Annotated in this window: 15 protein-coding genes; 12 read left to right on the top strand and 3 right to left on the bottom strand. The window is 41.2% G+C overall.

Annotation, left to right across the window (positions count from 1 at the left end):
* Positions 1–74 precede the first annotated feature (74 nt).
* The gene (locus HMPREF9449_RS11595) at positions 75–752 is read right to left on the bottom strand and encodes an ABC transporter ATP-binding protein (protein WP_009137455.1); all 678 of its coding nucleotides are present in this window, start codon (positions 750–752) and stop codon (positions 75–77) included.
* A 260-nt stretch (positions 753–1,012) separates the two neighbouring features.
* Here HMPREF9449_RS11595 and HMPREF9449_RS11590 point away from each other — a divergent pair, with 260 nt between their 5' ends.
* The 9 genes from HMPREF9449_RS11590 to HMPREF9449_RS11545 all read left to right on the top strand — a co-directional run bounded on the left by HMPREF9449_RS11590 (position 1,013) and on the right by HMPREF9449_RS11545 (position 13,166).
* On the top strand, positions 1,013–1,612 hold the full coding sequence (locus tag HMPREF9449_RS11590) for a TetR/AcrR family transcriptional regulator (RefSeq protein WP_009137454.1): 600 nt from the start codon (positions 1,013–1,015) through the stop codon (positions 1,610–1,612).
* Positions 1,612–2,220 (top strand): TetR/AcrR family transcriptional regulator, encoded by a 609-nt coding sequence (locus HMPREF9449_RS11585; protein ID WP_009137453.1) that lies wholly within the window; start codon positions 1,612–1,614, stop codon positions 2,218–2,220. Before HMPREF9449_RS11590 ends, HMPREF9449_RS11585 begins: the two co-directional genes overlap by 1 nt.
* 133 nt (positions 2,221–2,353) lie before the next feature.
* Positions 2,354–3,766 carry a TolC family protein gene (locus HMPREF9449_RS11580; protein ID WP_009137452.1) on the top strand — a complete coding sequence of 471 codons (1,413 nt, stop codon included), beginning with the start codon at positions 2,354–2,356 and terminating at the stop codon, positions 3,764–3,766.
* A 26-nt stretch (positions 3,767–3,792) separates the two neighbouring features.
* The gene (locus tag HMPREF9449_RS11575; RefSeq protein WP_009137451.1) at positions 3,793–4,776 is read left to right on the top strand and encodes an HlyD family secretion protein; all 984 of its coding nucleotides are present in this window, start codon (positions 3,793–3,795) and stop codon (positions 4,774–4,776) included.
* Positions 4,777–4,847: 71 nt separating this feature from the next.
* Complete coding sequence (locus tag HMPREF9449_RS11570) at positions 4,848–6,005, top strand: ABC transporter permease (RefSeq protein WP_009137450.1); 1,158 nt, start codon at positions 4,848–4,850, stop codon at positions 6,003–6,005.
* Between the two features lie 32 nt (positions 6,006–6,037).
* Positions 6,038–7,225 carry an ABC transporter permease gene (locus HMPREF9449_RS11565; protein ID WP_009137449.1) on the top strand — a complete coding sequence of 396 codons (1,188 nt, stop codon included), beginning with the start codon at positions 6,038–6,040 and terminating at the stop codon, positions 7,223–7,225.
* A gap of 225 nt (positions 7,226–7,450) precedes the next feature.
* A complete protein-coding gene (locus tag HMPREF9449_RS11555; protein WP_009137448.1) occupies positions 7,451–8,515 on the top strand; it encodes an efflux RND transporter periplasmic adaptor subunit in 1,065 nt (354 codons plus the stop codon).
* Between the two features lie 82 nt (positions 8,516–8,597).
* The gene (locus tag HMPREF9449_RS11550; RefSeq protein WP_009137447.1) at positions 8,598–11,720 is read left to right on the top strand and encodes an efflux RND transporter permease subunit; all 3,123 of its coding nucleotides are present in this window, start codon (positions 8,598–8,600) and stop codon (positions 11,718–11,720) included.
* 30 nt (positions 11,721–11,750) lie between these two features.
* Positions 11,751–13,166 carry a TolC family protein gene (locus HMPREF9449_RS11545; protein WP_009137446.1) on the top strand — a complete coding sequence of 472 codons (1,416 nt, stop codon included), beginning with the start codon at positions 11,751–11,753 and terminating at the stop codon, positions 13,164–13,166.
* Positions 13,167–13,412: 246 nt separating this feature from the next.
* On the opposite strand, the gene HMPREF9449_RS11540 is transcribed toward HMPREF9449_RS11545, so the two are convergent.
* A complete protein-coding gene (locus HMPREF9449_RS11540) occupies positions 13,413–14,078 on the bottom strand; it encodes a recombinase family protein (RefSeq protein WP_009137445.1) in 666 nt (221 codons plus the stop codon).
* A gap of 410 nt (positions 14,079–14,488) precedes the next feature.
* Here HMPREF9449_RS11540 and HMPREF9449_RS11535 point away from each other — a divergent pair, with 410 nt between their 5' ends.
* The 3 genes from HMPREF9449_RS11535 to HMPREF9449_RS11525 are packed head-to-tail and all read left to right on the top strand — an operon-like array spanning position 14,489 to position 20,183.
* Positions 14,489–15,565, top strand: coding sequence for an efflux RND transporter periplasmic adaptor subunit (locus HMPREF9449_RS11535; RefSeq protein ID WP_009137444.1), 1,077 nt, complete (start codon positions 14,489–14,491; stop codon positions 15,563–15,565).
* Between the two features lie 41 nt (positions 15,566–15,606).
* Positions 15,607–18,756 (top strand): efflux RND transporter permease subunit, encoded by a 3,150-nt coding sequence (locus HMPREF9449_RS11530; RefSeq protein ID WP_009137443.1) that lies wholly within the window; start codon positions 15,607–15,609, stop codon positions 18,754–18,756.
* A 2-nt stretch (positions 18,757–18,758) separates the two neighbouring features.
* Positions 18,759–20,183 carry a TolC family protein gene (locus HMPREF9449_RS11525; RefSeq protein ID WP_009137442.1) on the top strand — a complete coding sequence of 475 codons (1,425 nt, stop codon included), beginning with the start codon at positions 18,759–18,761 and terminating at the stop codon, positions 20,181–20,183.
* Positions 20,184–20,327: 144 nt separating this feature from the next.
* Here HMPREF9449_RS11525 and HMPREF9449_RS11520 read toward each other — a convergent pair whose 3' ends face one another.
* Entirely contained in the window at positions 20,328–23,222 is a 2,895-nt protein-coding gene (locus HMPREF9449_RS11520; RefSeq protein ID WP_009137441.1) for a M16 family metallopeptidase, read from the bottom strand.
* Positions 23,223–23,232 lie beyond the last annotated feature (10 nt).

Here is a 23,232-nt window from a genome sequence, read left to right as displayed (position 1 = left end):
CCGATCGGATATAACAGAAGCCGTCTGCATGAGGACGGCTTCTGTTCAGTAAGAATTTATGAGAAAATTTAAGTTTATAAGTTTGGTTTTTCAGTTACAACTTGTCCGTCGAATAAATTGATGATCCGATGGGTAAAAGAGGCATCGTGTTGAGAGTGAGTAACCATCACAATGGTAGTTCCTTCTTTATTTAATTCGGTCAAGAGATTCATAACTTGTATACCGTTTTTAGAATCCAGGTTACCGGTAGGTTCGTCGGCAAGGATCAGCTTCGGACCGGCCACTACGGCACGAGCTATCGCTACACGTTGTTGCTGACCTCCGGATAATTGTTGCGGAAAATGTTTCGCCCGGTGACTGATCTGCATCCGTTCGAGCATCCGGTTGACTTTTTCTTTTCTTTCGGAGGCCTTCATCTTTAGATAAATCAGAGGTAGTTCGATATTTTCGTATACATTCAATTCGTCAATCAGATTGAAACTTTGGAATACGAAACCGATATTTCCTTTACGAACCATTGTACGTTGTCTTTCTTTTAAAGCCCCTACTTCTTTTCCGTCAAAATAGTATTTTCCGGAAGTCGGATTATCCAATAAACCAACGATATTCAATAAAGTAGATTTACCACACCCGGAAGGTCCCATGATGGCAACAAATTCTCCCTCCTTAATGTGGATAGAGACATTGTTTAAAGCCGTAGTTTCCACTTCTTCCGTACGGAAAACTTTATTCAGATTTTCTATTCTTATCATATATTTCTTTTTTAAATCTTTTTTTCATCTTCTCGTCAAAAGCATAGCTATTTTTGTGCCAAAGTACGTAATTATTTAAGATACAGGGTGGTAAATGAAAAGAGAAAAGCGTTATGTGTAAAAAAAATGGACACCTTCTGTCTTGTTTTTTTACACTTACTTTTATTATTTACTTTGGAAAGAGGAAATAAAAAATTATTCAAAACTATTTTTAGTATATGCAGAAAGTTTATTTAATTTGCATACCGAAAAGTATAAATATGAACACTCCGAGAAATGTAATTGTCAACAAGGCTTTTTTTGAGTTTTTAAATAAAGGCTATAAAGCTTGTACGCTTAAAAATCTGGAGCAGATAACCGGTTTGACAAAGGGGGCTTTTTACTATTATTTCAAAAACAAAGAAGAAATATTAAAAGAAGGTTTGGAGCGTTATGCTATGGTGATAGAGGATATTGATGAAGCCGCATTTCATCAGATCCGTTCGTTAAAAGAATATATAGAAGTCGTCTTACAAGAAAAAGAAAGACGGGCGCAGCAACTGAGAGAGTTATTCGGTACGTTTATTATTGAAGAATTTTATTTTCAGTTGGTTTTGGAAATAGAGTTTTTATTTCCGGTATACCGGCAGAGAATAGATGCTTTGTTAAAAAATCGTTTGGCTCGTTGGGAAGAAATGATTATAAAAGCAAAACAACAGGAAGAGATTCTCAATTCATTGGATACTTCTGTATTGGCCCGGAATTTGATGTCGGTTCCTATGAGTATGGTAAATATTGAATTGATGAGTGCTGATTTGAGTTATGCTTTTTCAGATATGCGTATGCAATTTGAACAATATTATATGTTGATAAAAAAGTAATGGTAAATACCCGAATTCTGATTATAGAAAAGGCTTTTTTGCTGTTTTTAAAAAAAGGATTTAAAGCCGTGAAGTTAAGTGATATAGAAAAAGCTGTCGGTATCACGAAGGGAACTTTTTATTACCATTTTAGCAGCAAAGAAGAAGTTTTGAAAGAAGGCCTGATTCGTTATTACGATATGATAGATAAGCAACGGACGATGGAATTCAATAGCATTACGACCTTGAGGGAATATGTTGATTTGACTATCCGAAAGATGTCTGGCATTCATAATTATACGGCCAAGTCGTTCAATAGTGAGATTCCTGAAGTATTGTCTCTTTCTTTGTTGGTGGAGGTCATTGCTTTATTTCCCGAACTGAAGAAAGTTACCATTATTTCTAAAATGCAGCGACTGTCGAAATTGGAACAATTGATTCTGGAGGCTAAAAAGAGAGGGGAATTACGGAAGGATGCGGATACTTCGGTTTTAGCTAAGAATATACTCAATATCAGTGCTGGTATGGTAAATTATTTAGTCATGCACCAGGATATATCTTATGCTCTTTCCTCTATGCGGTCGCAATATGAGCAATTGTACGCTTTGGTTTCCGTACCTTCTTTTTAGGGACTGTTACATACCGGAAAGTATAAAATAGAACCTTTGATAAAAAAGGGAAACGGACTCTAAATAAATGATTACGTAGATTGAAGTGAATTTAAAGAAGAAAAGTGAATATTTGGATTTAAACCCTGAAAAGATGATAAGAGTATTTTTCTGTACGGTTTTATTATTGTCCGGTTTGAGTATAAAGGCTCAGACGGGGTTCAGTTTGCAGGATTGCCGGAATCTGGCTATAGAGAATAATAAGAGATTGAAAATAGCCGATGAAGAAATTTTGGCGGGTTTGGCACAAAAGGAGGAAGCCTTTACGAAGTATCTTCCGGGGGTAGATGCGACAGGGGTTTATATGCGGAATCAAAAAAAGATTCATTTACTGGAACAGGATGCTTATTTGCCGGTGGGGGCTATTCAGGAGGGAACTTGGAAGCCTAGGCCCGATCAGGTACAGATTGTAAACGGACAGCCGGTGCCGAAAGATTATGCCTTGTTACCGAAAGAGGCGATGACGGTTGACGACCGGAATACGGCTCTCTTACAGTTGGGGTTGACACAAGCTGTATATATGGGTGGTAAAATACGGGCTTATAATCATCTGGCGGGACTTTCCTTGCAATTGGCATACAGTAAGCGGGAACTGGAACTTCAAAATGTGATCGAAACGGCCGATGAAGCTTATTGGCAGGTCGTTTCTCTTATCAATCGTAAAAAGTTGGCTGAAAAATATGTGGAGGCTCTGAAAAAGTTTGAACACGATATCGATTTAATGTATAAAACCGGATTGTCCACGAAAGCCGATGTACTTTCTGTAAGAGTAAAGTTAAATGAAGCTGAAATGCAGCAGTTGCGGGTGGAAGACGGTTTAAGCCTCTCCCGTATGCGCTTGAATCAGGTATGTGGTTTGAGTACCGATACGATTTTTCCGTTAAGGGACGAAAATATAGAAGGAAACGGATTGCCAAATATTGAACAGTTGCCTTTGGAACAGGTTTATGCAAAACGTCCGGAAGTGATCGGTCTGGAGTTGGCTACCCAGATGTATAAGAAAAAAGAGAAAATAGCTCTTTCCCAATATTTACCCACAGTGGCTTTAACAGCAAATTACCTGACGATGGCTCCTTCTTTTTTCGATGGAATCAGCACCAAGTTCGACGGCATGTGGAGTGTGGGTATTGGCGTAAAAGCTCCTATTTTTCATTGGGGAGCTTCCCGTAAGAGTTTGAGAAATGCCCGCGCTCAGACAGGTATTATGGAATATCGTTTGTTGGAAGCGAAAGAACAAATTGAGTTGCAGGTCAGGCAGTCGGAATTTAAAATAAAAGAAGTGGCTAAAAAACTGGAAATGGCTGGGAATAATCTGGAAAGGGCGGATGAAAATCTGAAATTGGCGAACCTCGGCTTTCAGGAAGGTACTATTCCGGTGTCCAATGTGTTGGAAGCTCAGGCTGCTTGGTTGTCAGCCCATGCCGAGCTTATCGATTCCCGTATAGAAATGAAATTATGTGAAGTTTATTTACAAAAAGCTTATGGTATTTTAGGACAAGAGAATTAATACATAATGAATTATATTCAAATAGGATGGAAAAGAAAGAAAAAAATAAGTTAGCCGTATTTTTGGGGGTCATCGGGCTCGTATTGTTCGTCGTGATCCTTGCTTTTATTTTTTGGAATCCCTTACCGGAAGTGATTCAAGGAGAAGCAGAAGCAACGGTGGTGAGAATTTCCGGGAAGGTGCCCGGACGTATTGAAGAATTCAGGGCAAATGAAGGAGAGCCGGTACGTAAAGGGGATACTTTGGTCATTTTGGATAGCCCGGAAGTGTTAGCCAAATTTGAACAGGCAATGGCTGCAGAAAAAGCAGCCCGGGCGATGAATGAAAAAGTGGACAAAGGATCGCGTTCCGAACAGTTATCTATGGCTTACCAAAATTGGCAAAAGGCGCTAGCAGCTCTTGAGATTGCCCGTAAATCGTATGAACGGGTGCAATCCTTGTTTGAAAATGAGGTGGTATCTGCGCAAAAACGGGATGAAGCCGAAGCAAACTATAGGGCGATGCAAGCTACCGAAAAGGCTGCTCATGCTCAGTATGAGATGGCGAAAAACGGAGCTCAACGGGAGGATAAACTGGCAGCGGAAGCACAGGTAAACCGGGCCCGTGGAGCTGTTGCGGAAGTGGAGTCTTATATCAATGAAACTTTTCTGGTATCTCCTATCGACGGAGAAATTTCCGAACGTTACCCTAAAGTCGGAGAATTGGTGGGAACAGGTGCTCCTATTATGGATGTAATGGATCTGGAGGATATGTGGGTGTCGTTCAATATTCGCGAAGATTTGTTGGGAGATATCCGGATGGGGGAAACTTTTACGGCTGTTATTCCTGCTTTGGACAATCGCGAAGTGACTTTAAAGGTGACCTATATGAAGGATAGGGGAAGTTATGCTGCCTGGAGGGCGACCAAAACAACCGGACAGTTTGATGCTAAGACCTTCGAGGTGAAAGCCGTCCCTACAGAAAAGGTGGAAGGTTTCCGTCCTGGAATGAGCGTATTGAAAAAAAGATAAAATGCCTGACTGAGGACGATATCTTTTGAAGAATAGAGAATCTGTTATCCGATATTAATCCGAAATTGAAAATGGGACTGATTACCATAATGAAACGGGAAATAAGGCAGTTGGCTTTTCGCCGGATTTATCTCTTTATGATTGTAATAGCTCCGGTTTTGTGCTTTCTCTTTTTTGCCGATTTATTCAAAGGAGGAGTACCTGTAAATTTACCGGTAGCCGTTGTGGACCTGGATAACACTTCCGTATCTCGTTCTTTGACCCGTTCTTTGGATGCTTTCGGGCAAACGGAAATTGTCATGAAAGCAGAGAATTTTACGGAAGCCCGGAAAGCTATGCAGGAAGGAAAAATCTATGGAATATTTCTTATCCCTGCTCATTTTCAGCGGGATGCTTCTTCCGGAAAGGAGCCAGTGCTTTCTTTTTATACAAACGATTCTTATATTTTGCCGGGTTCTTTGATATATAAGGATATGCGTTTACAGGCGGCATTGGCTAACGGGGCCGTTCAACGGGCACTTTTACAGGCAAAAGGGATGACAGAGCCTCAGCTTTCTGCCCGCCTGAACCCGGTAGCGGTAGACATACACCCTTTGAATAACCCTTGGTTGAGTTATGCTATATATTTATCTAATATTTTAATGCCTGCCTTTATCAGTATGTTTGCTATGTTCACCCTGGTATTCAGTATAGGAGAAGAATTGAAGAGGGGAACGGCATGCGAATGGATGAGACTTAGCCGGCATTCTATAGGAGTCGCTATAGCAGGGAAAGGAATAACACAGTTGTTATTATTTTTGATAACCGGGACTTTTTGTCTGGTGTTGTTATATCGTTTTTTACATTTCCCTTTGAACAGCGGATTTTTTCCCATGTTTTTAGCTATGTTTTTATTAATTGCTGCTTCTCAGGGATTTGCTTTGTTGATGGTGGGGATCTTTCCTCGCAACCGGTTGGCACTGAGTAGTTGTGCACTTTGGGCCGTACTTTCTTTTTCGATTAGCGGTTTTACTTTTCCGGTACGTTCTATGCCCGAGCCGATGCAATGGTTTGCCAATCTTTTTCCCATGCGGCATTACTTTTTGCTCTATGTCGATCAAGCTTTAAACGGAATTCCGATGGAATATTCGTGGTCGTCTTATGTAGCTTTGGGAATATTTATCCTATTGCCGGTTTTGGTTTTATCCCGCTTGAAGGCGCAATTTGTGAGAAATGTGTATTTATCCTGAGGAAAGGAAATCCTTGTGAAGGAACAGAAAAGATGAAGAAGATAATTTATAATATTTGGTATGTATGGAAAAAGGAACTGAAAGCAGTTGCCGCAGATAGTGCTGTACTTACTTTTTTTGTAGCTCTTCCCCTGTTCTATCCGGTCCTATATACTTATATTTATAGTAATGAGGGAGTATTTAAAGTGCCTGTAGCCGTTGTCGACCGGGACAATTCTTATGAAAGCCGCGCATTTATCCGGGCCTGGAATGCTTCTTCAGGGGTGGATGTTGTGGCCCGTTGTGCCGATATGGAAGAAGCCCGCCGTTTATTGTGGAAAAAACAAATCTATGGGATATTGGAAATACCGGCCGATTTTAGTCATCGGCCTATAAACGGAGAACAGGCTCACGTTTCTCTCTATTGTGATATGGGAGGCTTGTTGAATTATAAAGCTTTGTTGCAGGCTGCCAGTAATGTGGCTGTCGGGATGGGAAGGATTGTTCAATTGGAAGGTTTACCTTATGCTTCTCCTGTCCGACAAGAGCAGACTGTTGCTCCTGTCCAGATGACAGAGGTTAAATTGTTTAATCCCCAAAGCGGATATGCAACTTTTATTATTCCTGCGATTCTGATATTGGTGATACAGCAATCTTTGTTGCTGGGAGTAGGAACTATAGCCGGAACGGGGCGGGACCGCAACCGCTTTCGGGCGATGTTGCCCTTCAATGTGCACTATGAGCATCCCTTCCCGGTCGTAATGGGAAAGGCTTTGGCTTATCTGCCGATTTATGCTTTTGTTGCTATATGGATTTTTGTCGTAGTCCCCGGAATGTTTAATTTGACTCGTATCGGTGAAAAATGGGATTTTTTCTTGTTTATTTTACCTTTTTTGTTGGCTTGTATTTTCTTTGCCATGACCCTTTCTTTTTTATGCAAGGAACGGGAGACCCCTTTTTTGATTTTTGTCTTTACTTCTGTTCCCTTGATGTTTATTTCAGGTATTTCCTGGCCTGTTACTTCTATACCGGATTATTGGGTCGCTTTTTCGAAAGTTTTTCCTTCCACTTACGGTATCGAAGGTTATGTGAAAATCAATAGTTTGGGAGCTACCTTCGGAGAGGTAAGCCGTGAATTTAATAGTTTGTGGGTATTAACCGCTTTTTATTTTCTTTTGGCATATTTATTGTATGATCGGGAAATAAGAATTTTAAAGTCGCGTCGTCTGAAGGTTAAGTAGGCCGTAGAGGAGGAACGGAAATTTTTAAGTGTGCAACAGGATGTTCCCAGCGATAATTTTTCTTTTCGCTCGTGATTTTAAATAAGCGGGACTTTGGGATTTAAAATCCGGAAAGTGTAGTGGTTTTAAAAGGTGTGTATAGGAAATTCCCTTGTGTTTTAACTCTGAAAAAATAATCAGGAAAAGGGAATTTTGTATGACAGCTGGAAATAAAATTATAATCATATGAAATGTCATTTTTATTATTTTCTTCTGGGTATGTCTGTTTTGGGTGTGGCTTGTCATTCGGATAAAGCTGTAAAAGACACGACTGTTACAGTAAAAACAGAAGTGGTAAAAAATTATCAGGACGAGTTGTATATTACTTATCCGGGAAAGGTAAAACCGGCTTCGGATGTTAATTTATCATTCCGGGTAGCCGGACCTATCTTGCGTATACCGGCGGAAGCAGGAGCTTTCGTGAGAAAGGGAGAATTGATTGCAGAAATCGATCCCCGGGATTACGAAGTGCAATTTTCGGCTACGGAGGCGGAGTACAAACAGGTTAAGGCTGAAGCCGAGCGGGTAATAGAGCTTTATAAACGCAATAGCGTACCGGTAAATGATTACGACAAAGCTGTTTCCGGGCTTCAGCAGATTACGGCTAAATATAAGGCTCATCAAAATGCTCTTCAGGATACGCGGATGCTGGCCCCTTTCGACGGGTATATCCAGAAAAAATATTTTGATGCACATGAAACGGTAAGTGCCGGTATGCCGGTGATTTCGATGATTAATAATAGTTATTTCGAAGTAGAGATAGATATTCCTTCCAGTGATTATGTCCGTCAACCGTATTTTAAAGCTTTTTCCTGCACCTTTGATGTTTTTCCGGGAAAAGTTTTTCCTTTGGAGCTCATCGAGATTACCCGCAAGGCAAATTTAAACCAGCTTTATCGGATGCGGCTGAGGTTGCGAACTGTTTCAGGAGTGGATATCGCTGCAGGTATGAGCGTTAATGTGACGATCGAATATACGCCGGACGAGGTGACCTTAACCTCTGTGCCAGTGAGTGCTCTTTTCGAGTATGAAGGAGAATCCGCCGTCTGGATATATGATGCTCGTACAGGAGAAGTGCACCGGCGTGCTGTAAAAACAGGAAAGTTTTTGAAAACCGGGGAAGCTGTGATCTATAAAGGTTTAAATGCCGGAGAAATTATTGTGTCGGCTGGTGTGCATAGTTTGGAGGAAGGTATGAAAGTAAAGATGTTGAGGCCCCTGTCGAAGACAAATGTAGGAGGCTTGTTGTGAATCAGAAAAAGAAAGAGATATTTACTGTAGAAGAGAATTTAGGGATTTCGGCAGGATAATGTTTTAATTAAAAGGTAAGAGAATGACAATAACGGAATATGCCCTGAACAATAGAGCTTTGATGAAATTTTTTATCGCCGTTTTGGTGGTAGGCGGAATTTTTGCTTTTCTATCGATGAGTAAACTGGAAGATCCCGAGATCAAGGTCAAGCAGGCGATGGTGATTACGGTTTATCCGGGAGCTTCTGCCCATAAAGTAGAATTAGAGGTCACAGATGTATTGGAAAAGTCGATTCGTTCGATGGGAGAAATTGATAACATTCAGTCCCGTTCTTTAGCCGATGTTTCCCAGATTACCGTCGAAATGAAAAGTACAGTCAATCCGGAAGAGTTGGAACAACAATGGGATATGCTGAGGCGTAAAGTGACAAATGCTCAGGCCAGTTTGCCAGATGGAGTTCGTCCTTCTGTGGTAATGGATGATTTTGGGGACGTATACGGTATGTTTTATGCCATGACGACCGATGGCATAGCAGATGAAGAACTGATCGATTATGCACAATTAGTAAAACGGGAATTGCAGGATATTGAAGGAGTGCGGAAGGTTGAAATATACGGGGACAGAAAGCCTTGTATCAATATCGAAATTATCCGGGATAAGATGGCCAATCTGGGCGTACATCCTTTAGAGGTTTTGTCAACCCTTAATAATCAGAATAAAACGGTTTATCCCGGTTATTTTGACAGTGGAGATGAACGGATCAGGGTAGCGGTAAGCGACGATTATAAATCGATAGAAGATATTCAAAATCTGATTATTCAGGGGCATGAACAGGACCAGCTGCGCTTGGGAGATATTGCTTCTGTCACCCGGGGGTATGATACTCCTTCGCGTAACCAAATGCGTTACGATGGGGCAAGAGCTTTGGGAGTATCAGTATCTATGGAAAAAGGGGGGAATGTAGTCGACTTGGGAAAAATCGTCGATCGGGAATTAGAGCAATTAAAACAATCCCGTATTCCGGTGGGAATAGAATTTCAAAAAGTATTCTTTCAGCCGGACCAGGTAAGAGATGCAATCGGTATTTTTATGGTTAATCTGGTAGAATCCATATTCGTAGTGATTCTTATTCTGATGCTGACAATGGGATTCCGGAGCGGAGCTATTATTGGAGCAGGGTTGTTGATTATTGTATTGGGGTCTTTTGTGGTCTTGTATCTTTTTGACGGGACCATGCAACGGGTGTCGTTGGCAGCTTTGATTGTTGCCATGGGGATGTTGGTGGATAATGCCATTGTTATCATTGATGGCATTCAGGTTGATTTGGAAAGGGGTGTTCCAAAGCCGGCTGCTTTGGTCAATATTGTGAAAAAAACCGCTATGCCATTATTGGGAGCTACTTTGATAGCTATCCTGGCTTTTTTACCCATTTTTATTTCACCTGATACAACCGGGGAGTATGTAAGGGATTTGTTTATTGTGTTGGCGGTGTCCTTGTTGTTGAGTTGGATATTGGCTTTGACACAGATCCCCATGCATGCCGATCGCTTTTTAAAAGTGAAGGCCCGGAAAGATAAAGATTTGTTCGATAGCCCGATTTACCGGAAATTCCGGACTTTATTGTCCTATATGTTGTGGCATAAGAAGTTGGCGATAGGCGTTACCGTTTTACTTTTGGGATTAAGTGTTTACTTATACCGCTATATACCGCAGGGCTTTTTCCCGGATTTGAGTTATTCCCAGCTTTATATTGAATACAGTATGTCAGAGGGCACACGGACGGAGCGATTGAAAGCCGATCTGGAAAAAGTGGAAAAGTATTTGTTGAGTTACCCGGGTATTACGCATGTGACAACTAGTATAGGAGGCACTCCTTCCCGTTATAATTTAGTTCGTTCGATAGCAGAACCATCCATGAGTTATGGGGAGTTAATTGTAGATTATACAGATCCGGATGCTTTGAAAGCTTCTATTCCAGTTCTGCAGGAAGAATTAACACAGAATTTTCCGGATGCTTATGTGCGGATTAAACGATATAATCTGATGTACGAGAAGTTTCCGGTAGAGTTGATGTTTACCGGGCCCGATCCGGCTGTGTTGAAAGAATTGTCCGCAAAGGCGGAACGGATTATGAAGGATGAACCTTCCGCTATGTTGGTACGGAACGACTGGGAACCGATGAAGCCAGTGCTGACGGTAGATTATCATCAGCCAGTAGCCCGGACTGCCGGCTTATCCCGTTCCGATATCGGAGTTTCCATGTTAGCGGCTACCGATGGTATGCCTGTAGGATCTTTTTACGAAGGGACACATTCTTTGCCTATTTATATCAAAAGTGTAGATAATAAAGGAGAAAAACTGGAATCCTTGAATAATATTCCTGTCTGGAGTATGATGCCTTCTATGGCGGCAATAAGTGGGGAGACATTAAAAGGATTGTTAATGGGAACGATTAAATCAGAGGAGCTTTTGTCGGAAACAATCGGTTCAATTCCTTTGAATCAGGCGACAAGGGGGATTCAAATCTGTTGGGAAGATCCGGTAGTAAGGCGCTATAACGGGCAACGGGCTATAAAAGCACAGTGCAATAATGCTCCGGGGCACACGGCTGCTGAAGTTCGGGCCGCTTTAATGGAAAAAACCGATACCATTACTTTACCGGAAGGTTATTCAAAACAATGGTTAGGTGAATATAGAGCCAGTAGCGAGTCTACCAAATATCTTTTCCGGAGTTTGCCGTGGGCTGTGATTCTGATGGTGGCTATTTTGATCATGTTGTTTAAGGATTTTAAAAAACCGGCTATTATTTTACTCTGTTTGCCTTTGGCCATTATTGGAATTGTATTCGGGATGCTGCTGAGCGGAAAGGACTTCGGTTTTGTTGCTATTGTCGGAGCTTTGGGATTGATCGGAATGATGATAAAGAACGGAGTAGTCCTATTGGATGAGATTACCTTACAGATACAATCGGGAAAGGAACCTCATCAAGCGTTGCTGGATTCCTCTTCTTCTCGTTTCCGCCCGGTGATGATGGCTTCCTTGACGACTATAGTGGGAATGATTCCTTTGTTGGGAGATGACCTTTTCGGTTCTCTGGCGGTTACGATTATGTCGGGATTATTGATCGGATCGGTGATTACTTTAGTGTTCATTCCGGTATTGTTTTCTCTTTTTTCCCATATAAAAGGGAAAAGACAAGAATAATAGTAAATAAATGTGTTTAAGATAAATAAAATGAAAACACTGTTGACAGTATTTTTGCTTTTGCAAGTTTGTTTTTTGCAGGCACAGACAGCGCTTGATTTGCAGAAGTGCAGGAGTATGGCTTTGGAAAACAGTAAGAAAATGGCAATAGCCGGTCAGCAAGCTCTAAAGGCAAATTATGATAAAAAAGTTTACCGGGCTAATTTCTTTCCGAAAATTTCGGCTATGGGAATGTATGCCTATATGCAAAAAGATTATTCTTTTAAAATTGACGGAGGCTATTTGCCTACCTTTGTACCGGATGCTTCCGGGCAGTTAAAACCAAATTATCTGATCCATCCCGTTACCGGTAAACCGGTTGTCGGAGCGGACGGCATGCCTGTATTTAACCAATACGCTTTTATGCCGGATATTGCTTTATCGCTGGGATTGGATCATGCTTATACGGTAGGAGGTGTTCTGGAACAGCCCTTGTATATGGGAGGAAAAATTCGTTCCGCTTTTCGTATGGCTTCCCTGGGGGTCGATATGGCCCGTTTGAATATAAAATATAGTCGGGCTGAGGTGATTACAGAGGTTGATGAAGCTTACTGGCAATATCTGAAAGTAAAAGAATTGGTGTTGTCTGCTTCAAAATATAAGGAGGTCGTGGGAGAATTAGTAAAGAATCTTACAGATGCCTATCAGACGGGAATGGCTTTTCGCAACGATTTATTGAAAGCACAGGTAAAATACAATGAGGCGGAGTTGATGTTGCAAAAAGCCAGACATGGGGAAACATTGGCAGGCATGAATTTATGCCGGATAATTGGAATAGACCTTTACAGTGATTTGCAAATCCGGGATTCTTTACAGGACGGTTTAACTCCGGGCGTATTGGAGGGGAATCCGGGTATTATAGGACGCCCCGAATATAATCTGTTGGAGAAGGAGATTGAATTGAAGAGAAAACAAGTAGATTTAACTCGTTCTGATTTCTTACCTCAATTGGGGATTTCCGCTTCTTATGGATATACGGATGGAATTACGGTGAATGGTACATCCGACGGAATATCGTCTTTTATGGCTATTGCTTCTTTAAAAGTACCGGTGTTTCATTGGAACGAAGGGCGGAATAAAGTAAAAGCGGCCCGCTCTGAACAGGAAATAAGTGAATTGAAGAAAGAAGATATGGTGCAATTGATGCAACTGGAAGCAGCCCGGGCTCGTTTCAATGTAGAAGATGCGGTTAGCCGGGTGGAAATGACCCGTAAATCTTTACTTCAGGCGGAGGAAAATCGGACAGTCAGTAAAAATCGCTACGAGGTGGGTATGGAAAATCTGACAAATTATATGGAAGCTCAGGCACAATGGCAGAAAGCCTGGAGCGATTGGATCGATGCTAAAGCTGAATTACATTTGAGTGAAACTCATTACTTAAAAGCTACAGGTCGTTTAACGGAGTAGCGACTTTTTAAAAGTTTTGCAAAGAGGCTATCCCTAAAGATAAAATTTTAACTTTTTGAAGATTAGCGTTCCTTTTTTGGAGCGGTTCAGTGTAATACTGATGGGCTTGGACTAAAATTCCGGATTTATATTTATCTATTAGAACCCGGGGCTGATCAAAGAACAGAAAGATGTTGTTGATCAGGCTTAGAATGCCATTCGTTCGTACAAAAAGTTTTTTAGGATAGCCTCTTTTTCATGCTGCCTTTAAGAAGAGGCTTCATTAGGCTGGGTTTCCGAAGCTGGAAGTATTTTCTTGGTTTTTTTTACCAGATTTCTTAAGTAAAATAACCGGACGGTTTCTGGCGATACTTTGTATTTCCGTGCAATTTTTTGAAAAGAGAGTCCTTCTGCGCGGAATTGAAAAATTTCGTCAATGTGTTCGTATAATTTACTGGTACTGATACTTCCTTTCGGTCTTCCCAATTTTATACCAGCAGCCCGCCTTCTCGCCAAAGCTTCTCTGGTGCGTTGAGAAATCAATGTACGTTCAATTTCTGCACAAAGGCCGAAAGCAAAGGCAAGTACCTGGCTATTGATAGAAGTGTCGAATTTGTATCCTTCTTTAATGCTGTGGATGGTAATTCCTTTTTCAATAGACTGATGAATAATGTTCATGATGTTTAGCATTTTACGACTTAAACGAGACACTTCAGTGATGATCAGAATATCCCCTTGCTGCAACCTTTTCAATAACGTTCCCAACTGACGTTCATTTTCTTTTTTGGTGCCGCTGACGGTTTCTGTACACCAAGTCGTAACTTGCATATCCTGCTTCCGACAAAAATTAAGCACTTCGCTTTTTTGATTCAGAATCGTTTGTTTATCTGTACTGACACGCAGATAAGCAGCTACAATTTGTTTCCTTTCCATTTTTTGTTTTTTTCCCAAGTTGATAATATATAAGTAATTAAAAGTCGTATCTACACCGGATAACGAATTCAATACAATATTTGTTGCCGATTGATAGAAAAATGCGATGTCTGTAAACACCTGTTACAGAGTGTCGGTATTTCTATACGGCTTTTGTACAAAAAGTGAAAAGAAGTGATCTACTTCTTTTTTTTTATGAAGTAAAAAGAAATGATGAGATGCTGCATATTTAACCTTGTTAAAAAAAATAACCTACTACAAATATAGAAAAAGTTTTAATTAATAATTGGACTAATGTTATAGAATTGAAAATGTCTTTTTTAGTCGTTAAAATGTAACAACTGTGCCTTCAGATAAGTATATATAAACGTTTTATTCTTTTAGCTTTTGTAAAAATGATAGAATGATATATGGAAAAGACATTTATCCGGCTTGTAATAGTAGTAGGGCTTGTATTTATAGGGGGAGCATGCCGTCAAAAAACAGCTCCTTTGACGATCTCTCAATTGGTAAAAACTTCGGAAGTGAAAGCTTATCAGGGATTGTTTAAAATTACTTATCCAGGTAAATTACAGGCGGCTTCCGATGTGAAGTTGGCTTTTCGGGTAGCCGGTCCGATTAAGGATATTTATGTACAGGAAGGAGAATACGTCAGAAAAGGGAAATTATTAGCCCGTTTGGATCCCCGTGATTATCAGCTTCAATACGATGCTGCCCAAGCCGAATATATACAAGTTAAAGGCGAATCGGAACGAATCATGCAATTGTATCAGAAAAAGAGTATTCCCGTCAATGAATACGATAAAGCAGTGGCAGCTTTGAAACGGGTGTCCGCTTTGTATAACGGACAAAAAAATGCGCTGGAGGACACCCGTTTGAGGGCTCCTTTTGACGGTTATATTCAGAAAAAGTATTTCGATGCTTATGAAATAGTGAATCAGGGAACTCCCGTGTTATCTATGATTAACAACGATTATCTGGAGGTAAGCGTCGATATCCCTTCTGTGGATTACATCCGTCAGGAAGATTTTGCCGAATTTTATTGTGTAGCCGATGTCTATCCAGAGGATATTTTACCTCTTGAGTTTCTGGATATTACCCGTAAAGCCAATTTTAACCAATTGTTTAAAGCCCGGTTTCGGTTGAAACGGGAACAAAGACAAAAATTGAATCTGGCCGCAGGCATGAGTGTCAGTGTGACGATTCAATATACTCCTTCTGCTGAAAATTTAGCTATTATTCCGATATCGGCTTTATTCTGGAGAGATTACCGTTCTTATGTATGGCTTTTCGACGAAAACGACGGCAAAGTGAAGATGATGCCGGTAGAAGTGAAACGGGTATTGAAGGATGGGGAAGTGATTGTGGAATCGGATTTGCGTCCCGGAGAATCAATCGTTTCTGCCGGAGTGAATGATCTGAAAGAAGGACAGGTGGTCAGAGTGTTACCTCCTGTCCCGCCTTCCAATGTCGGTAAACTTTTGTGATACAATTCCGCGTTTGATTCTTAACTATTCAATTTTCAGATATGAATTTTACCGAATATGCATTAAAAAACAAAGCTTTAGTATATTTCTTCGTTGTGGTACTTGTTGTCGGAGGGATTTATTCTTTTATGACGATGAGTAAGCTGGAAGACCCTGCCATTACTGTAAAACAGGCAATGGTTGTTACGGCTTATCCCGGAGCAAATGCTTATCAGGTGGAACTGGAAGTGACCAACGTATTGGAAGAGTCTATCCGTTCTATGGGCGATCTGGATCATGTAGAATCCCGTTCTATGGATGACGTTTCGGAAATATTAGTGGAGTTGAGCAGTACTGTACCATTGGATGAATTGCAGCAAAATTGGGATATCCTACGCCGCAAAGTTGCAAATGTACAATCCCAGCTTCCCAAAGGAGCACAACCTTCTTTGGTTATGGACGATTTCGGGGATGTATACGGAATGTTTTATGCCATGACTTCCCAGGGCTTCGGTTACCAGGAAATGATCGATTATGCACAATTGGTGAGACGAACCGTCTTGGATATAGACGGAGTGAGTAGTGTGGATATTTATGGAGAGCGTCAGTCCTGTATAGATATCCGGATATTGGAGGACAAGATGGCTAATTTGGGTGTGCATCCTGCCGAGGTGATCCTGACGCTTAATAACCAGAATCAAACGGTTTATTCCGGTTATTACAATAGTGGAGAAAAACGGATCCGAGTAGGAGTAAACGGAAACTTTACCGATATTAATGATATTCGGAATTTGTTGATACGAGGACATGAGGAGGACGAACTTCGCCTTGGAGATATTGCAGACATCGCCAAAGGATATGTCGAACCGGCCCGGGAAGGAGTGCTGTACGATACTCTCCCTGCTATTGCTATTTCTATCGCCATGCAAAAGGGTGGGAATATCATTCAGCTCGGTACGAAAGTCGATCAGAAACTGGCGGAATTGAAAGAAAATATTATCCCGGCCGGGATTGAGTTTCAAAAAGTGTTTTTCCAGCCTACCCGGGTGAAGGAGGCAATAAATGTGTTTATGGTCAACCTGATAGAATCAGTATTGATCGTTATTTTTATCGTAATGCTGTCGATGGGGTTCAGGAGCGGTTATATTATTGGAGCGGGACTGGTCATTGTCGTACTGGGCTCTTTTGTTGTACTGCATATGATGCATGGCACTTTACAACGGGTTTCCCTGGCTTCTTTTATCATCGCTATGGGAATGCTGGTGGACAATGCCATTGTGATTGTAGACGGTATTATGTTCGATTTGCAGAAAGGAGTAAAAAAGCCGGCAGCGCTGGTGAATATCACGAAGAAAACCGCTTGGCCCTTATTAGGAGCTACTACTATCGGAATTCTGACGTTCTTGCCTATTTTTCTTTCTCCGGATACCACGGGAGAATATGTACGGGATCTGTTTATTGTGTTGGCGGTATCTCTTTGGCTGAGTTGGATATTGGCTTTAGCGTATGTCCCTATACAGGCGGACCGGGTTCTGAAAGTAAAAGGGAAACCGGTGAGTGAAGAGGTGATGTATAAAAGAAAAGTATATCGTTTTTACCGGAATATCTTACAATTTTCTTTACACTACCGTTGGATTGTCATTTTGATATTGGCTGTTTTATTGCTGGTCAGCGTTTGGGCATTCCGTTTTATACGTCAGGGATTTTTTCCGGATCTGAGTTATAATCAACTGTATATGGAATATCAGATGCCTTATGGGACGAATCCGGAAAAGGTTAAAGCAGATTTGGCTTCGATGGAACGTTACCTGATAAGCCGGCCAGAAATTACAGCCGTGACAACCAGTCTCGGAGGAACCCCTTCCCGTTATAATCTGGTTCGGACGGTGGCGGAGCCGGCTTTGAGTTATGGAGAGCTGATCGTGGATTTTACTTCTCCCGCTACTTTAAAGGAAAATATAAACGATTTGCAGAAGTATCTTTCGGAACATTATCCCCAAGGCTATGTCCGGATGAAGCAGTACAACCTGATGTATATGAATTTCCCGGTGCAATTTATGATTACCGGGCCGGATCCTGCCGTCTTAAAAAATTTATGTAAGCAGGTAGAGGATATTATGCGGCGGGATTCGACCGTTATACTGGTTACCAATAACTGGGGACCGGAAACTCCTGTATTGGATGTGAGATATCACCAGCAGATTGCCCGGGAAGCCGGACTTTCTCGCCAGGATGTCAGCTTGGCTTTACTGGCGGCAACCGAAGGACTGCCCATAGGCTCTTATTATGAGGGAGAACACGATTTGCCGATTTATATCAAGAGCGTGAACGATAGGGGAGAACGCCCGGAACGGATTGATAATATACCGGTTTGGAGTTTGACGCCTTCCCTCAATGGTTTGAATATGGAAACCATTCGGGAATTAATGCTCGGTATGATCTCCGAAGATGAAATTTTAAGCGGGTTGATCGGTTCCAAACCGTTGAATCAGACCACAAACGGAGTGGATATGGCTTGGGAAGTCCCTTTGGTACGGCGTTATAACGGACAGCGTTCTATAGCCGTCCAGTGTAATAATGCTCCGGGGTTTACGACTACTGAAGCCCGGAATAGTCTTTTACCTAAGATCGATTCTATCCAATTGCCTCCGGGATATCATTCGGAATGGCAGGGAGAATATCTGGCCAGTACCCAATCGAAGCAATATTTGTTTAAGAATGTTCCCATCGCTATTGTTTTGGTTTTGGTGATTCTCATTGCTTTATTCGGAGATTTCAGGAAACCTTTGATGATTTTGTTGTGTCTGCCTTTGGCGATAATTGGAATTGTTGCCGGAATGTTGTTGGCAGGGAAGGAGTTCGGTTTTGTGGCTATTGTCGGAGCCTTGGGATTGGTCGGTATGATGATTAAAAACGGAGTGGTTTTGGTGGACGAGGTAAATATTCAGATTCAGGGCGGCAAAGAGCCGTTTTTAGCTGTATTGGATGCTTCTTCTTCCCGTCTGCGTCCTGTGTTACTGGCAGCCATGACAACAATATTGGGGATGATTCCATTGGTAAACGACGATATGTTCGGAGCGCTGGCGGTAACGATTATGGGCGGATTGTTTATCGGGACGATCATCACTTTGGTGATTCTGCCCGTATTATATGCCGTATTTTATCGTATCCGACAGAAAAAAACAAGAGGAGTAGAGAATGTAATGTTATGAAGATGAAAATTATTATATTATTTCTTTGGCTCAGTAGTTGGGGTTACTGTGGCCGGCTGATGGCTCAGGTGCAACTTACCCGTCAGCAATGCCGGGAGATGGCATTGGAAAATAGTAAACAGATGGCAATTGCCGGGAAAGATAAAGAGAAAGCCATTTATACTACGAAATCGGTAAGGGCAGATTTTTTTCCGAAGATTTCTGTTTCTGGTTTCGGATTTTACAATCAGGAGAAGTATTCTTATAAATTGAAAGGAGGGTATTTACCTACGTTTGTACCGGATGAACAGGGTCAATTACAGCCGAATGTCTTATTAAACCCTGAAACGGGTCAGCCGGTAATGGGAGCAGATGGCCGGCCTGTTTTTAAAGAATATGCTTTTTTGCCGGATATCGGCATAAAAGTTGGATTAAGAGGAGTTTATATGGCAGGAGTACAACTTTTACAACCGGTATATATGGGGGGTAAAATCCGGACAGCTCACCTCATGGCTAAAACAGGGGAATGGATGGCCGATGAGAATTTGCGTTTAAACCGTTCTGAGGTATTGCTGGAGACCGATAAAGCTTATTGGCAACTGATGCGGGTGCAGGAACAAATCAGGGCTGCTAAGGCCTACCGGAAGGTGGTAGGAGAATTGGTACAGAATATTGGGGATGCTGAAGAAGTGGGGATGACTTCGAGTAATGAAGTATTGAAAGTAAAGGTCAGATATAATGAGGCCGAGTTGATGTTGCAAAAAGCAGAGAACGGTTTGGTTCTTTCCCGAATGAATTTGTGCCGGCTGATCGGTTTAGACCTGCATACCGAAATAGTGATTCGGGATACTTTGCCGGAAACCATTACTCCTGGTATTTTAGGGGAAGGAGAGGATATTACAGAGCGTCCTGATTATCATCTGCTAAAAAAAGAGGTGGAATTGAAACAACAGCAGATTCAACTTACCCGTTCCGAATTTCTTCCGCAGATCGGAGTGTCGGTAGGATATGGGTATGGAGGAGGATTGGAATTGAATGGGAAATCGGATGCTAACGCTTCTTTAAATGCAATGGCTTCTGTACAAATTCCTGTATTTTATTGGGGAGAAGGGAGGAATAAGGTTCGGGCAGCCCAGACAGAACAGGAAATGACCCAATTAAATTTGGAAAAATCGGCCCAATTGATGGAGCTGGAAGTCGCTTCTACCCGCTTTAATATCAAAGATGCCCAGAAGCGTATTGAAATGTGCCGGGATGCGTTGGCGCAGGCTAAAGAAAACTTGCGGATCAGTCAGGCAGAATATGAAATAGGGACGGAAAGCCTTTCCAATTTACTTGAAGCCCAAGCCCAGTGGCAGGATGCCTGGAGCCAATGGGTAGATGCCAAGGCTATCCTTCAATTAAGTGAAACCGAATACCTGAAAGCCATCGGCCGGTTAGGAGAATAAGAAAAAATTGCATTCTTTTTCAAAAGATGCTCCTTTTTTGCTTCCCCGATTAACGGACCTCTGTTTCAGGATTGTATGGAATCAAAAATTTTAGTTCCGTTAATCAGGGAAGCGCTGCTCTGTCAGGAAGCACTAATTTGTTTTTTATTTAATAGACTTACCAAATACATCTCTTTTATCTATAATCTTTAATTCTCCAAAGCGTTTCAGAGCTTCCATATTAATTCTTGAAGGATCTCCGGCGATAATATAGCAAGTTGTTTGGTTTTTGATGTTGTTGTTATAGAATTGCCGGATCGTAGTCATATCCATTTCACTTATTTTTTGAATAAGTTCCTGATTGGGATTTGAGGAATAGCCGTAAAACTTCCCTAGAGCAACTGTACTGGGTAGGTGACGAAAATAGGGATAGGTGTCATGAATATAATTTTGTGCCGATTGTCTTACGTAAGGCGTAAATTCCGGCTTCTCGGGCATATTTTTCAATAAAGAATCCAAAACACTTAAAGCATTTATTGTCTTGTCTGCTTGTGTAGAGAGCCTGCAGCTTAGGAAATTGCCTTTATCCCAATTGACAGGACTGGGGCTTTGGTGATAACCTGTAGCAGCATAAGCGAAAGACCGAAATTCCCGAAGCTCCTGAAAAATCAAAGACGACATTCCCATTCCGAAATAGCAGTCGAAAAAGAAACAGGAATCCCGAAAAGCTTCGCTCATATTTGTTTTGGAAGGAGTGTAACTGTATATGATGGTTTGGTTCGTAAAAAAAGTATTTATAAAAAATACAGTCGGCCGGTCGTATGTTTTAATCGGATGATAAATAGGACCATAGCCTTTTTCTGTTACCTCGTCTGTCAGGAGGTATTTCTTTGTGGCATTTGCTACTTCCTGAACAGAGGATTTCCCAGTATAATATACGTCACATTCTGTTTTCAATAGTTCTTTAAATAAATCGACAAATTTCTCTGCTCCTTGGGCTTTAATTTGTTGCAGAGATAAATTTTTTAATTGAGGAGAATGCTCTCCCCATACTACATATTGATAAAGAGCTCTTCCTGTAATTTCCGGCTCTTTTTCTATGCTGAGCCGACTTATTTTTTCTTCTCTTAGAATTTGTTTAAATAGTTTCTTGTTTGGTTTGATGTATTCCAATAATTGATTGGTCAGCAGGAGAGTTTGATCGAAATTTTCATCTATTCCCGAAATTTGAATATAGAAGAATTTTTCGTCTCCGTCAAAAACAATATTGCTACCTATCTTTTGAAGTTCGTTCCGGAAATCTTTGAAAGAGAGATTTTCTGTTCCTAAGAGATTTAGATAACTGGGTAAAAGTAACAGAGTGGGGTCGATATTACTTCCTTTTTTATAAGCTAACGTCAATTCAAAAATATTGTTGACTGGATTTTCTTTTGCATATAAGGTTACTAAAGGAGAAAGCGAAAAGGTTGTCACGTCTTTTTCAAAATCCAATATACGGGGTGGAACGGCAGCTATAGAAGCTGATTCTTCTTTTAGTTTCTGAGCATAGGCCGAGCTTTCTGTCCGGTGAGGAGGAATTATAGGTTCGAAATCCGGTTTACTAACCCGTTCTCTTTGGTAACGACCATTTTTTTTCCGAAAAAGTAAGTAGTTGGAAGTGAAATATTGGTTGGCTACTTTTGTAATATCTTCTTTTGTAAGGGATTCTATAATTTCCGGGGTTTTCAAATAGTCGTTCCAATTATTACCTTGTGTAAAGAACTCTGCCATTTGTGTCACTCTGGTGGAGGGTATTTCCTGTGCTTTTTCAAATTCCATTTTCAGATTTAGTTTGAGATTGGCCAGTTCTTTTTCCGTAAAATCTCCATTTTTAATGCGGTCAATTTCCCGGAGGACAATTTGTTGCGCTTTATGGAAGGACTGAAAGAGAAGTTTCGGAACGAACATTAGCACTATTGCTCCAGCTTCGTTCAAATTGAGTTGATCGATACCGGCACCCATCAATTTATTGTCTATACTCAATTGGTCCAGATAACCGGTAGTATGTTTATTGCTCAGTAACTGAAGGGCAATTTTCAGGGCGTAATAATCGGGAGAATTATTGGGAATCCCTCTCCAGGCAATGGCTCCCATTTTTACGATGGGAATGGGAATCCGGATTTCAGCCGTTTCTTTCCCTTGAAAAGCAGGAAGGGCTGTAAATTCAGTTTTAGGCGCTTTACCGGCCTTTATGCGGGAAAATTTTTCCCGGATTAAAGGGATGACTTCTTCGGCATTGAAATCTCCGCTTAAAATCAGAGCCATGTTCTCACTTACATAGTATTTTTCATAGTACTCCTGCATCTCCGATAATTGCGGATTTTTCAAGTGTTCTGTGGTTCCGATGATGGGATATTGATAAGGATGAGGAGTGAAAAAGCGCTTTGTCGCTTCTTGAAGAGCTAATGTATAGTCAGAATCCTCATACATGTTTTTTTCTTCATAAACGGTTTCCAGTTCGCTTTGAAACAAACGGAATACCGGATGGATTAACCTTTCACTGTATAATTCCAGCCACTGATGAATATATTGAGGGTTGAAACTATTGTAATAGAATGTATAATCATAAGAGGTTACCGCGTTAAGCCCGCTTCCTCCAAATTGAGAGATCAAAGTGTTGAATTCATTGGGGATGGCATATTCGGCTGCTGCAATACTCAAACGGTTGATTTCTTTTTGAATCTTTTTGCGTTTTGCTTTGTTTTCCGTTATAGCTAGTGTGTCGTATTGCTGAGCAATGGAATCGAGGTATAATTTTTCTGAAACATAATCAGTCGTACCGATTTTATCGGTTCCCTTGAACAGGATATGTTCGAAATAATGAGGAATACCGGTGCCGGGACTGTCTTTGGCTCCCGCTTTTACTACTATTCCTCCAAAAACGGAGGTTTGTGTATGGTCTTCGTTCAGCCAGACTGTAAATCCGTTGTCAAGAGTAAATGTTTTTACTTCTAAAAGGGATTGTGCCTGTAAGCCTCCCATTAGGAGGCTACAGGCAATAAAAAGAAGTATCTTTTTCATACATTTCCGA

The organism is Odoribacter laneus YIT 12061, from assembly GCF_000243215.1.
GTDB lineage: Bacteria > Bacteroidota > Bacteroidia > Bacteroidales > Marinifilaceae > Culturomica > Culturomica lanea.
The sequence above is the reverse complement of the archived record's forward strand: the minus strand, read 5'-3'. Positions and strand labels throughout refer to the sequence as shown.

Bases quoted from the DNA above. Each gene is read 5' to 3' on its own strand.
- HMPREF9449_RS11550 (WP_009137447.1), top strand. From the start codon at position 8,598: ATGACAATAACGGAATATGCCCTGAACAATAGAGCTTTGATGAAATTT.
- HMPREF9449_RS11530 (WP_009137443.1), top strand. From the start codon at position 15,607: ATGAATTTTACCGAATATGCATTAAAAAACAAAGCTTTAGTATATTTC.
- HMPREF9449_RS11555 (WP_009137448.1), top strand. From the start codon at position 7,451: ATGAAATGTCATTTTTATTATTTTCTTCTGGGTATGTCTGTTTTGGGT.
- HMPREF9449_RS11545 (WP_009137446.1), top strand. From the start codon at position 11,751: ATGAAAACACTGTTGACAGTATTTTTGCTTTTGCAAGTTTGTTTTTTG.
- HMPREF9449_RS11570 (WP_009137450.1), top strand. From the start codon at position 4,848: ATGGGACTGATTACCATAATGAAACGGGAAATAAGGCAGTTGGCTTTT.
- HMPREF9449_RS11580 (WP_009137452.1), top strand. From the start codon at position 2,354: ATGATAAGAGTATTTTTCTGTACGGTTTTATTATTGTCCGGTTTGAGT.
- HMPREF9449_RS11595 (WP_009137455.1), bottom strand. From the start codon at position 752: ATGATAAGAATAGAAAATCTGAATAAAGTTTTCCGTACGGAAGAAGTG.
- HMPREF9449_RS11525 (WP_009137442.1), top strand. From the start codon at position 18,759: ATGAAAATTATTATATTATTTCTTTGGCTCAGTAGTTGGGGTTACTGT.
- HMPREF9449_RS11535 (WP_009137444.1), top strand. From the start codon at position 14,489: ATGGAAAAGACATTTATCCGGCTTGTAATAGTAGTAGGGCTTGTATTT.
- HMPREF9449_RS11520 (WP_009137441.1), bottom strand. From the start codon at position 23,222: ATGAAAAAGATACTTCTTTTTATTGCCTGTAGCCTCCTAATGGGAGGC.
- HMPREF9449_RS11565 (WP_009137449.1), top strand. From the start codon at position 6,038: ATGAAGAAGATAATTTATAATATTTGGTATGTATGGAAAAAGGAACTG.
- HMPREF9449_RS11540 (WP_009137445.1), bottom strand. From the start codon at position 14,078: ATGGAAAGGAAACAAATTGTAGCTGCTTATCTGCGTGTCAGTACAGAT.
- HMPREF9449_RS11585 (WP_009137453.1), top strand. From the start codon at position 1,612: ATGGTAAATACCCGAATTCTGATTATAGAAAAGGCTTTTTTGCTGTTT.
- HMPREF9449_RS11575 (WP_009137451.1), top strand. From the start codon at position 3,793: ATGGAAAAGAAAGAAAAAAATAAGTTAGCCGTATTTTTGGGGGTCATC.
- HMPREF9449_RS11590 (WP_009137454.1), top strand. From the start codon at position 1,013: ATGAACACTCCGAGAAATGTAATTGTCAACAAGGCTTTTTTTGAGTTT.